The 10753-nt window shown below is 40.8% G+C and carries 14 protein-coding genes and 1 tRNA gene; 8 read left to right on the top strand and 7 right to left on the bottom strand.

What is annotated here, in order from left to right:
* The coding region (locus tag FWE37_07525) for a hypothetical protein (protein MCL2520830.1) at nucleotides 1-259 on the top strand (259 nt) is incomplete at its 5' end.
* A gap of 186 nt (nucleotides 260-445) precedes the next feature.
* On the opposite strand, the gene FWE37_07530 is transcribed toward FWE37_07525, so the two are convergent.
* The gene (locus tag FWE37_07530; protein MCL2520831.1) at nucleotides 446-943 is read right to left on the bottom strand and encodes a chemotaxis protein CheW; all 498 of its coding nucleotides are present in this window, start codon (nucleotides 941-943) and stop codon (nucleotides 446-448) included.
* A 241-nt stretch (nucleotides 944-1184) separates the two neighbouring features.
* On the opposite strand from FWE37_07530, the gene FWE37_07535 reads away from it, so the two are divergent.
* From FWE37_07535 to FWE37_07555, 5 genes are read left to right on the top strand one after another with little or no spacing between them, the layout of a single operon-like run.
* Nucleotides 1185-1496 carry an STAS domain-containing protein gene (locus FWE37_07535; protein MCL2520832.1) on the top strand — a complete coding sequence of 104 codons (312 nt, stop codon included), beginning with the start codon at nucleotides 1185-1187 and terminating at the stop codon, nucleotides 1494-1496.
* 15 nt (nucleotides 1497-1511) lie between these two features.
* On the top strand, nucleotides 1512-3593 hold the full coding sequence (locus tag FWE37_07540) for a chemotaxis protein CheA (protein MCL2520833.1): 2082 nt from the start codon (nucleotides 1512-1514) through the stop codon (nucleotides 3591-3593).
* Complete coding sequence (locus FWE37_07545) at nucleotides 3594-4442, top strand: protein-glutamate O-methyltransferase CheR (protein ID MCL2520834.1); 849 nt, start codon at nucleotides 3594-3596, stop codon at nucleotides 4440-4442.
* Nucleotides 4443-4464: 22 nt separating this feature from the next.
* Nucleotides 4465-5526 (top strand): chemotaxis response regulator protein-glutamate methylesterase, encoded by a 1062-nt coding sequence (locus FWE37_07550; GenBank protein ID MCL2520835.1) that lies wholly within the window; start codon nucleotides 4465-4467, stop codon nucleotides 5524-5526.
* A gap of 25 nt (nucleotides 5527-5551) precedes the next feature.
* On the top strand, nucleotides 5552-5917 hold the full coding sequence (locus tag FWE37_07555; GenBank protein MCL2520836.1) for a response regulator: 366 nt from the start codon (nucleotides 5552-5554) through the stop codon (nucleotides 5915-5917).
* A 76-nt stretch (nucleotides 5918-5993) separates the two neighbouring features.
* On the opposite strand, the gene FWE37_07560 is transcribed toward FWE37_07555, so the two are convergent.
* A complete protein-coding gene (locus tag FWE37_07560) occupies nucleotides 5994-7001 on the bottom strand; it encodes a M15 family metallopeptidase (GenBank protein MCL2520837.1) in 1008 nt (335 codons plus the stop codon).
* Between the two features lie 173 nt (nucleotides 7002-7174).
* Here FWE37_07560 and FWE37_07565 point away from each other — a divergent pair, with 173 nt between their 5' ends.
* Nucleotides 7175-7864 carry a hypothetical protein gene (locus tag FWE37_07565; protein ID MCL2520838.1) on the top strand — a complete coding sequence of 230 codons (690 nt, stop codon included), beginning with the start codon at nucleotides 7175-7177 and terminating at the stop codon, nucleotides 7862-7864.
* A 31-nt stretch (nucleotides 7865-7895) separates the two neighbouring features.
* On the opposite strand, the gene FWE37_07570 is transcribed toward FWE37_07565, so the two are convergent.
* The gene (locus FWE37_07570) at nucleotides 7896-8489 is read right to left on the bottom strand and encodes a GNAT family N-acetyltransferase (protein ID MCL2520839.1); all 594 of its coding nucleotides are present in this window, start codon (nucleotides 8487-8489) and stop codon (nucleotides 7896-7898) included.
* 149 nt (nucleotides 8490-8638) lie between these two features.
* On the opposite strand from FWE37_07570, the gene FWE37_07575 reads away from it, so the two are divergent.
* Nucleotides 8639-8711: transfer RNA gene (locus FWE37_07575), tRNA-Val, on the top strand.
* A 57-nt stretch (nucleotides 8712-8768) separates the two neighbouring features.
* Here the strand turns inward: FWE37_07575 and FWE37_07580 are convergent.
* The 4 genes from FWE37_07580 to FWE37_07595 all read right to left on the bottom strand — a co-directional run.
* Nucleotides 8769-9038, bottom strand: a complete 270-nt coding sequence (locus tag FWE37_07580) for an HPr family phosphocarrier protein (protein MCL2520840.1) — start codon at nucleotides 9036-9038, stop codon at nucleotides 8769-8771.
* A gap of 12 nt (nucleotides 9039-9050) precedes the next feature.
* Complete coding sequence (hprK, locus tag FWE37_07585; protein MCL2520841.1) at nucleotides 9051-9965, bottom strand: HPr(Ser) kinase/phosphatase; 915 nt, start codon at nucleotides 9963-9965, stop codon at nucleotides 9051-9053.
* Complete coding sequence (raiA, locus tag FWE37_07590) at nucleotides 9966-10262, bottom strand: ribosome-associated translation inhibitor RaiA (protein MCL2520842.1); 297 nt, start codon at nucleotides 10260-10262, stop codon at nucleotides 9966-9968.
* Nucleotides 10263-10359: 97 nt separating this feature from the next.
* A partial coding sequence (locus FWE37_07595) for a hypothetical protein (GenBank protein ID MCL2520843.1) occupies nucleotides 10360-10753 on the bottom strand: 394 nt, incomplete at its 5' end.

The raw sequence follows: 10753 nt of genomic DNA on the forward strand, positions 1-10753 counted from the left end.
AATGGCCGGCGGTGTATCGGGTAGTCCGAAGAACTACGCAAGTTATGCCCGTGCCGGTGTAAGCACTTTAATAATGATGCACCTAACCGAAGAACACAAAGAAGAATGCGATAAGCTAAATATTAATGTGCTGATAGCCGGCCATATGGCCAGCGATAGTATGGGCATGAATTTAATGCTTGATGAAATACAGAGGCAAAGCGGGCAAAAATTAAGCGTCATACCGGTAAGTGGGTTTGTATATAATAGTAGGCTTTAGGAAAAATTACTGGGGTTAAAAGGTGAAAAGCTAATGGAATTATTTGAAAATATAAAACATATTAATCCTAAAACCGGTATGGAATAGTGGTTTGCCGCAAAGGCTTAAGCGGGCATAGTTAATAACTAATAGATAATAGCGAGCCTTCTTTCTTATTCACTATTATCTATTTGCTGCTACCTATGACTACCCTTGCTCTTCTTGGGTTAGTTTGTTAATTTCGGTATCTACGTGTTTAATAATGCTGTAAATATCCAGTATTAAAATAAATTGGTCGTCTTTTTTACCAATTTTGCGCACAAATTCCACTTGGTTTAAATGGTCGCCGCTTTCTATATTTTCGCGCGAAAGCTCTATTACTTCTTTAACGTTGTCGGCTAGTATCCCCAGTATGGTTACACCTTCTTTTTCTACCACATCAACCACAATTACGCTGTTTTGGTTGTCATCAGTATTTTTACCTAGCTTAAAAAGTAGCCTTATATCAATAACCGGAATAATAGAGCTGCGTAAATTAAAAACGCCTTTCATATATTCGGTAGTACGCGGTATGCAAGTAAGGGCAACACTTTCTAGCACCTCTTTAACTACCCCTACGGGGAAGCCGTAGGTTTCGTCACCTAAGGTAAAGGTTAAAAAACGTTCCATAGTGGTATCTTTTTGTTGTTCGGCAGTTGTATTCATAATTGTACTCCTAATATATTATCGTTTATTTGTGCGTTAGGCAATAGTAGCTTCTTTTCATTATAGCAAAAATATGGTAAAATATAAAGGTGTAGTTAAAGAGGTATTTTGTTTATAGGCAGGTTGCGGCTATGTGGCCGGTAGTGTACGGCCGGTTTAATGGCTTGTATGTTAAGCTAACTTGTTAAAACAAATAAATAAATCGCCTTAAAAAGACGATAGTTTTAAAAAGGGGAAGGCAATGGTTCAAAAAATTGTGTGGCACGGCAAGGTTAGTATCGAAAATGCCGAAAAATTTAAAAATGAAATTTTAGAGGCCTTAGCGGGCAATAGTACCTTAATTATGGATTTATCGCGCGTAGAGAGTATCGATACCTCCGGTGTTCAGTTACTTGTTGCTACGGTAAAAGAGGCTAAAAAACAAAATATAACTTTAGCTGTAGAGGGTCATATTCCTAAAGAAGTAAACAAACGTTTAATTATGGGCGGGTTTATCGCTCAGGCTATATCTGACGGCAACCTATTGGTGCAAGAATTAAACAAAGTTGTGTAGGAGCTACTATTGTAAATGGAAAAATTTAGAGACGAATTTTATAACGAAGCCAGCGAGCAGCTTGAACAACTAGAGGCAAGATTATTAGAGCTAGAGCAAACTCCCGATGACGATGAAATAATATCGGCTGTTTTTAGAGGGCTGCATACCATTAAAGGCGGAGCCGGTATGTTTGGCTTTGATGAAATTAAAGATTTTACCCACGAAATTGAAACTGCTTTTGAATATGTGCGCGAAGGCAAAGTACTACCCAGCCCCGAGCTGGTAACCATTACCTTGCTGGCGCGCGACCATATAAAAGAGTTAATGAACAGCGATGGTCAGGCCGACAAAGCCGCCGGCGATGCCATTATAACTAGCTTTAGGCAATATGTAGAAGAAAATAAGGTAGATGGCGTAAGCCTTACGGCTGGCACGCAGGGAGGAACGTGGGTGAGCGAAAATGAAGATAGCGGCGTAAAACGTTATAGCATTTATTTTAAGCCGGCTGCAGGGGTCTTTTTAAATGGGACTAATCCCATTTTACTTTTAGACGAAGTAGCTAGTTTGGGCGAGGTGCAAATAACGGTAGATACCGGCAGCTTGCCCGATTTTGCAAGCTTTAATCCCGAGCAAAGTTATTTAGCGTGGAACATTGTGCTTACCAGCACCAAAGGTATGGTTGATGTACAAGATGTTTTTATCTTTTTAGATAGCGATAGTATTATTAAGATAGAAGTAAGCAAAGAAGCCGCCGCCGATGAGGCCGGCAGTACTTATGCCGCGAGCGAAGCCGGCGCCGCTAACTTAATTATTGGTGATGATGACGAAGAAGAGCAACCGGCCGTTAAAGCCGAAGCGGCGGCTGAGAAAAAAGAAGAGCAACCGGCCGGTGAAGCAGCCCGGCAGCCGGTAACCATCGTTAAAAGTAATGTTAAAGATGTGCTTAACCGCAGCGTTAAAGTTGACAGCGAAAAATTAGATAAGCTGGTCGATTTAGTGGGCGAGCTGGTAACTTTTAGCGCCCGTCTTAGCCAAGTTGGCCAAGAAAGCCATAACGCCAGCTTTGCTTCGCTGGCCGAACAAGCCGACCGTTTAATCGGCGAACTGCGCGATACTAGTATGGGTATGCGTATGGTGCCCATCGGTACCACTTTTAATCAATTTAAACGCACCGTGCGCGATTTAGCCAACGCTTTAAACAAAGATGTGCAAATGATTGCCGAAGGTGAAGAAACCGAGCTGGATAAAACCGTTATCGAGCGCTTAAATACCCCCATTATGCATATTATCCGTAATAGTATGGACCACGGCATCGAGCTGCCGGAGCAAAGAGCTGCCGCCGGTAAAGACAGGCGGGGTACCGTTAAGTTGGTAGCCGAACACTCGGGAGCCTTTGTTGATATTATTATTAGCGATGACGGAGCCGGCTTAAACCGCGAAAAAATTCTTAAAAAAGCGGTGGAAAAAGAGTTAATATCGGGCGGGGAAAATTTAACCGACGAAGAAGTGTACGACCTTATCTTTGCTCCCGGTTTTTCGACGGCCGAGAAGGTAACCGATGTTTCGGGGCGCGGCGTGGGTATGGACGTAGTTAAAAAAGAGATAGCGGCTTTAGGCGGCAGCGTGCAGGTAAAAAGCAAAGCCGGCGAAGGCAGTTCGTTTACTTTAAAAATACCGCTTACTTTGGCTATTATCGAAGGGCTTATGGCTAAAATTGCCAATGCTTACTATATCTTCCCGCTCTCCAGCGTGGAGGAATGCAGCGAGTTTTCGCGTGCCACAACCGAAGTGCGTAATCACACCGATTTTATTAACTGGCGCGAACAACTAGTGCCTTATGTTAATTTAAGGCAATATTTTAATTTAGGCGGCGACGAACCGGTAAGCGAGCAAATCGTTATTGTTAATGATAACGGCTCTTACTTAGGTTTTGTGGTAGATAAAGTTATTGGTAACCTTCAAACGGTTATTAAACCGCTAGGTAAATTTTACCGCAATGCACGCGGTATTAGCGGAGCAACAATTTTGGGTGATGGTACGGTGGCGCTTATCCTCGATTTATATAAGCTGGCCGATATGATTTCGCAGGAAGATAAAGCTTTAAAGGTAGGTTAAATGGTAAATCCTTTAGACATGAATGTCTCTCTTACAGACAAAGAATTTAAAGTTATTGCCGATTTTGTCGAAAGCCATTTGGGCATTAAAATGCCCGATGGTAAAAAAATTATGCTTCAAAGCCGCTTAAAAAGCCGCTTAAAAAAGCTTAATATGGCCAGCTTTGCCGAGTATATTAATTATGTCTTTCACTCTGCTAAAGGGGCCGACGAAGAATTGGTGCACATGATTGATGTGATAACTACCAATAAAACCGAGTTTTTTAGGGAGAGCGACCACTTTACCTACATGACTGATACGGTATTGCCGGAGATTACGGCCGGGAGCAGCCAAATTAAAATTTGGAGCGCCGGCTGTAGTACCGGTGAAGAGCCTTATACCTTAGCGATTGTGATGGAAGAATTTAAGCGTAAAGCTAACCGCAGCGATTTAGATTACAGTATTTTAGCTACCGATATTAGCACGCGTGTGCTGGAAAAAGCCCGCAACGCCATTTATGCGATGAGTAGCGTAGAAAATATATCGCTGGAGCTTAAAAAACGTTACTTTTTGCGCAGCAAAGAGGCCGAGAAAGATTTAGTGCGTTTAAGGCCCGAAATCCGTAAAAAAATTACTTTCCAGCGGCTTAATTTTATGGACGAAAAATTTAATGTTCCTAATAATTTCGATATTATTTTTTGCCGAAATGTGATAATATATTTTGATAAAGAAACGCAGGAAACCCTAATTAATAAGTTTTGCCAGCACTTAAAACCTAATCGTTTTTTATTTTTGGGACACTCCGAAACGATAATGGGCATGGATTTGCCGCTAAAAACTTTAGCGCCAACCACTTATAGGAGAGTATAAGGTGAGTGATAAAATTAAAGTAATGATAATTGACGATTCGGCCGTCGTGCGCGAAGCTTTGTCAAATATCTTATCTTCCGACCCCAAAATTGAGGTAGTGGCTACGGCGCAAGACCCAATTTTTGCTATTAAAAAATTAGAAAGTATTACACCCGATGTTATTACGCTGGATATTGAAATGCCGCGTATGGACGGGTTAAGTTTTTTGCGTAAACTTATGGCCAGTAAACCAATCCCGGTGGTTATTTGCAGCAGCAAGGTGGAAGCCGGCAGTCAAATCGCTATAGAGGCTCTGGAGCTTGGCGCAGTAGAGCTTATCTTAAAACCTAAATTAGGCACCAGACAGTTTTTTGAAGAAAGTAAAATAGCGATATGCGATATTGTTAAGGCGGCTTATCACACTAAAGTTAAAGTGAAGCCTTCTTTAGCGGTCAATACCAAAACTTTTGAAACTACTAAATTAAATGCCGATTCGGTGATAGCCCCCAGCGATTTTGTCGCTAAACATTTTATCGATACCGAAAAGATTGTGGCCATTGGCGCTTCTACCGGCGGTACGGAGGCTCTTAGGGTGTTGCTGGAAGGTTACCCGGAGGATTGTCCGCCTACCATCATTGTGCAGCACATGCCGGAGTTTTTTACAGCCAGCTTTGCCGATAGGTTAAATGGGTTATGTAAAGTTAGGGTTAAAGAGGCTGCCAACGGCGATAAACTGGAGCGCGGCAAGGTGCTGATTGCACAGGGTAACAAGCATATGCTGCTTAAACGCACCGGCACATCGTATTACGTAGAAGTTAAAGACGGCCCTTTAGTTACCCGCCACCGGCCAAGTGTTGATGTGCTTTTTAGGAGTGTGGCTATGCATGCCGGTAAAAATGCCGTAGGGGTTATTTTAACCGGTATGGGTGATGATGGTGCGCGCGGTATGTTGGAAATGAAGCAAGCCGGCGCTATTAACCTTGCTCAAGATGAAGCTACCTCCGTAGTTTTTGGTATGCCTGCCGAAGCTATTAATTTGGGCGGGGTAGATAAAGTTTTGCCTTTAAATAATATAGCTAATGAAATATTAAAATTAGCTAAATAAATTTTGTTAAAAAAGAGGGAAAGATATGGGAAAAAAAATATTAGTTATTGACGATTCGGCTTCGATTAGAAAGAGTATCTCTTATGTGCTTAACCAAGAAGGTTTTGTGGTAACCGAAGCTGAAGATGGTGTAGACGGGCTTAATAAAGCTGGGGCCGATACTTTTGATTTAATTGTAACCGATATTAATATGCCTAACTTAGATGGTATTGGTTTTATCAAAAAAGTGCGCGAAAACTCTAGCTATAAATTTACCCCTATTATTGTACTTACTACAGAATCGCAAGAATCTAAGATGCAAGAAGGTAAATCGGCTGGGGCTACCGGCTGGATTGTTAAGCCGTTTTCGGCCGATAAACTTATTGCCGTAGTTAAAAAGATTATTGGCTAGTAAAACAAATTGCCGTGCTATTGCACGGCAATTTGTTTAAGTTAATAGGTAACAGTTAATATAAAATTATTAACTGTTACCTATTAATTTGAAAGCCTGTAGCTTGCGTAAATTCTTGTTCTAGCTGGTATAACCTGTGCAGTTCCGGCCTAAACTCAAAGTGCATATTATCGTACATAGGCCATTTACCACCCCAAACAAAACCCATACTCTCAAAAGCCTCAATCACAGCGGAAGGCGGCATCCAACGCTCGCTTAAAGGAACAGTCGGCCAGTTGTTAGGGTTGCGCGCCCGCTCCCAGCCCCAATAAATTACTTGGTTACGGTTACGGGGTAAAATATCTACGGCAATACCTAAGGCATGCCAGCTTAAATTGCGCTGTCCGCGTATGGTGCGCCATACAAAACTCGCCGCCGAATTTAAACTGCTAATAAAATTTTGTACTTCATTATCGTGCTGGGCTAGTTCGCGTATTTGCCGTTCTACCTCGAGCAGCGGCATTACTAACAGGCGATGGGTGTAAAAAGTAAAGCCTAAAAAACTGGTACGCACAATAAAAGGTGAGATGGCTTGCCGAGTGCTGCCGCCATAAATTAACCTAATGTAATTATCATCAAAGATGGGGAGGTTAAGCTGGTTACTTTGTTCGGTATGCCTTAAGAGGCGATTAATTTCTTCTTGCGTAAAAGTGCTGGGGTCGCGTAAAATTGGGTTAAAACGATAATTAATAAAGGCACGAAAATTTTGATAATTATCTTTAATACGGTAAGGCAGCATGCGGCCATTGGCATAAAAAAGTACTTCGCCGTTTCTAAACTGTAAAAAATAATCGTTATGGTCGTGGCCGATGGCCTCTATTTGGCCGGTAAAGCTTTGTTTTATAGCCAATAAAGTTAGCAAAGTTTGATGTTTATTGGGGCTTTGGCCGGCATTATAAAGAGCGGCATCTAGGCCGTGCCGGGCAAAAAATTGCTGCGGGGTAATTTGTTGGCCATTAAGATGGATGGTAATAAATAATAAGATAAAACCGGTAAGCAACCTTTGCATAATACCTAAATTAACGGCATTTTGGGTGGCTGTCAATAGGCTATAGGCCTTAATGTAAGCGGAAATTAATAAAGTAAAATGCTTGCTTTATTTTTTAATAAATTGCAATTTTAAATAGACTAAAGGCTTATTATATGTTATACTACCAAACATTAAAAAGATTTAAATTAATTAAACAAAGATTTACTAAATAAAGTAAGAGGAGAACAATGGAAAAAATTATTATTAATAAAAAATTTTTAATTAGATTAGTCGTAGCCCTTTTAGGCGCTTTTTTAATTGGTTTTGGCGGCGGGGTTGCCTTAACAAGTGGGTTAGGCAGCGACCCCTTTAGGTTTTTATGGTGGGGTGTAAATCAACATTTACCTGCAGCTATTCAAGGGAATTTCTTCGTTATTTCTATAATAATGAATGTTTTTATTATATTGGTAATATTACCTATTGAAAGAAGAGAGATAGGCATTGTAACGGTTTTAGGTTTTTTTGCTATGGGGTTAGGAATGGATTTATCGCAGCCGTTAGTTCCTTTTATTATTGAGCTAGAGGGGCAAAGCTTTATCCTTCACTTTTTAGTGCTGCTGATAGGATTTGTCATCTTAGCCATCGGTTCGGGTTTTTCATCGTATAGTCCGCACGGCAAAGCCGCCTACATAGCTTTAACCTTTGCAATTGTGCGGCGTTTTAACTTGAGCAACCCTTGGATTGCTAAAATTAGAATGAGTACCGATGCCACCAATACAGCTTTGGCTGTAATTTTATTTTCTTTAGCTTCATTTGATTGGCAACAAATTGTACCCATGATGATTGGCCCTTTAGTGGCGGTGCTCATCATTGGCCCTATGCTGCGCTTTTTTTATAATTTATTTGGTAAGGTCTTTCCTATTTTAAGACCCGAGTAATTAACTATTGTTTAAAGGCCGATAATGGCCTTTAACTTTTATTATACTGCATATATAATAAATTATTAACACCGCTATATTTGCTGGCTAATTTGCTCATTTTTTTACGGGCAACTTCTTTAAAGCCGAGTTTACTATATAAGGTAAAAGCAGCCGTGTTGGTATCGGCTACTTCCAGAACAAAAGTACCGTTAGGTAAATTTAAAAGGTAGTTAAATAAAGCGGTAACGGCCCCTTGCCGTTTAAATTTACTATTAGCGGCCACAAACTCGATGGAGAGAGTGTCGTTGGCCATATTTTTAACTAATGGGTATTTAGGCGTTTTATTAAAATAATGTTTCAAGGTATATCCGGCAATTAACCCCTTAATTAAGCCTAAGTATTTAATTAAGGTACCGGTTTTGCGGCTAATACAAAATTTATCTACCGGTAAACAGGCGGTTATAGCGGCTACTTCGTCATCGATAAGGGCTACATAAAAGCTCTCTACTACAAAAGTATGCTTAAAAGCCTTTGTTAATTTAACTTGGTTTTTAGAAAAAAAATTTAAATCTTTGTAATAAGCCTCAACAAAGATACGGCTAATAGCCTCGCGGTCGCCTTCGGTGGCTAATCTTATTTCCATTTTTTTATTTTAAAGGCAATGCCAAAAACTGTCAAGAGCTAGGCCGAAAGTTTTTTAACTTAATAATAATTTATTAATTATTATTAAATATTACTAAAAGCGGCGGGCCGCTTGACATTTTTATTAAAATGGCTATAATGATAACAGATGGTCGCTTAGCTCAGCTGGGAGAGCGTCTCCCTTACAAGGAGAATGTCGGCGGTTCGATCCCGTCAGCGATCAAGTCTTTCAAATAAAAAAACCTCCTTGAACTAATAAAGCCCTCGTAAGAGGGCTTTATTAACTTTGCTCGGTAAAACGGCCGTCAAATAAAGCCGCTATTTCTTTAAGCGTGGCCTCTTCATCGGGCCCTTCAACAATTAAGGTAAGTTTTGTGCCGTAAGTGGCGGCTAAACTAATAATACCCATAATACTTTTGGCGTTAGCGCAGTCATCGCCAAAGCAAAGTTTTACGGCAGAGGACGATTTTTCGGCAATACCGGCAATTAATGAGGCAGGCCTAGCGTGCAGCCCGGCACGGTTTAAAACAATAACATCGGTCTCTTTCATTTGGCCTCCGGCTTAAATATTAAAGTTTAGGTAATCTTGTTTTTTGCGTAAGCGGCTGCGCTCGTTTAAAGCTACCGATTCTATTAAAATGGGTATATTACGGCCCGGCATAACCGGTACGGTAATTAAAGGCAGGTTAAGCCCTAAAATTTCGTAAAATTCGCCGGCAGCGCCGGTACGGTCGTAAGTTTTATCGTCCTGCCAAAGTTCTAGCAAAATAACTATATCCAGCGGGTGTTTGTCCTGAATAGCGCGCAGACCATAAAGATTGGCCACATTGATAATACCCACGCCGCGCAGCTCCATTAAATGTTTGCCGGCCCCAGCCGAGCTGCCGATAAGTTCGCTGGTGCCGCGCTTTTTAATTTTTACTAAATCGTCTGCTACCAAACGATGGCCGCGCTCTATTAAATCGAGCACCGTTTCGCTTTTACCAACCCCGCTTTCACCAATTACCAATATGCCCAGCCCATACACCTCTACCAGTACACCATGCAAGCTGGTTTGCTCGGCAAAGGTGTTAGATAACAAATGAAAAAGCTTTTCGCTAAACTCAAAACTTTTTAATCCGCTTAAAAGTATGGGTATGGCCATTTCTTCGGCCAAAGCGATAAAGCTGGCCGGCGGAGCCAAATTATTAGTAAAGATACAACAGGGCAGTTTAAAGCTAAGGAATTTAGCGATAAAACTTTGCTGCTCTTCTTGGGTAAGATGGTTTAAAAAGAGCCATTCTTCACGGCCAAATACCTGAATAAGATTGTTATCAAATTCGGTATAAAAGCCGGCTAAAGCTAAACTTGGCCGGTTAATTTCGGGCACAAAAATGGTATTATTTAGCCCCTTATGGCCGGCCACACAGCTAAGTTTTAAATCCAGCAGCTTTACTTCGTTAAAGGCCAGTAAATCGAAGACGGTAAAGTTAGCCATTTAAGCTTTACGTTCGTTTTTTTCTTTTTCTTTACTAATTTTAGCATCTACCCGGTCAAAAACAATATCGATAAGCGGCCATAACTGCTCATCGCTATCATTAATACGCGTAGCTTCGCCGCCCCAATTAAAGTTCACTACAATTTCTACGGTATAACCGGTATGCTCTTTACTAATAATTACATTAAAATCGCGGATACTCTCGGCTAATCTATCAAAACGAGCCACTTTTTTCTCCAGCTGTTCACGGGTGGCCTCACTTATTTTATAATGTACGCCTTTTATTTCAAAATTCATCGTCTACCTCTCTTCTAATACCCTAAGGATAGCAGTTTTTTTAACTTTAGGCAACCGATAATAATTAATAATTGGGAGAGGCAAAAGTTTTTAATTCTTAATTATTACTTTTTAATTCGGCTTCTTCTATCCTTTTAGCTACTTTCTCTCTAAAGCCGGCCGGAGGTTCTTCGCCGTCTAACATCTGTTTAAAAGCTCCAGTTAAATAATCCATATTAAGCCAATCTTCGTCGTCATCATTAACCGGCTTGGCCGGCTGCTTATCTTTACTCTCCGGCTTATCTTGATGATGGTTCTTCTCCTCCGGCTTAGTTTTAGCAGAGCTTGGGGCGGGTTTAGCTTTGTTATTCACTTTGACCGGGGGTAAGTTCATTTCGTCCTCATCATTATCGTCTTCATCATCGGCTTCTTCTTTGGCTAAGTAATCAAACAAAAATCTTAAAGCTTTACCATGCCGGTTATTGTAAGCTTCTTCTAATAAAGTATAAGCT

The organism is Spirochaetaceae bacterium (assembly GCA_009784515.1).
In the GTDB taxonomy this organism is placed as follows: Bacteria; Spirochaetota; Spirochaetia; order WRBN01; family WRBN01; genus WRBN01.

Bases quoted from the DNA above. Each gene is read 5' to 3' on its own strand.
- FWE37_07530 (MCL2520831.1), bottom strand. From the start codon at position 943: ATGAATACAACTGCCGAACAACAAAAAGATACCACTATGGAACGTTTT.
- FWE37_07535 (MCL2520832.1), top strand. From the start codon at position 1,185: ATGGTTCAAAAAATTGTGTGGCACGGCAAGGTTAGTATCGAAAATGCC.
- FWE37_07540 (MCL2520833.1), top strand. From the start codon at position 1,512: ATGGAAAAATTTAGAGACGAATTTTATAACGAAGCCAGCGAGCAGCTT.
- FWE37_07545 (MCL2520834.1), top strand. From the start codon at position 3,594: ATGGTAAATCCTTTAGACATGAATGTCTCTCTTACAGACAAAGAATTT.
- FWE37_07550 (MCL2520835.1), top strand. From the start codon at position 4,465: ATGATAATTGACGATTCGGCCGTCGTGCGCGAAGCTTTGTCAAATATC.
- FWE37_07555 (MCL2520836.1), top strand. From the start codon at position 5,552: ATGGGAAAAAAAATATTAGTTATTGACGATTCGGCTTCGATTAGAAAG.
- FWE37_07565 (MCL2520838.1), top strand. From the start codon at position 7,175: ATGGAAAAAATTATTATTAATAAAAAATTTTTAATTAGATTAGTCGTA.
- FWE37_07570 (MCL2520839.1), bottom strand. From the start codon at position 8,489: ATGGAAATAAGATTAGCCACCGAAGGCGACCGCGAGGCTATTAGCCGT.
- FWE37_07580 (MCL2520840.1), bottom strand. From the start codon at position 9,038: ATGAAAGAGACCGATGTTATTGTTTTAAACCGTGCCGGGCTGCACGCT.
- hprK (MCL2520841.1), bottom strand. From the start codon at position 9,965: ATGGCTAACTTTACCGTCTTCGATTTACTGGCCTTTAACGAAGTAAAG.
- raiA (MCL2520842.1), bottom strand. From the start codon at position 10,262: ATGAATTTTGAAATAAAAGGCGTACATTATAAAATAAGTGAGGCCACC.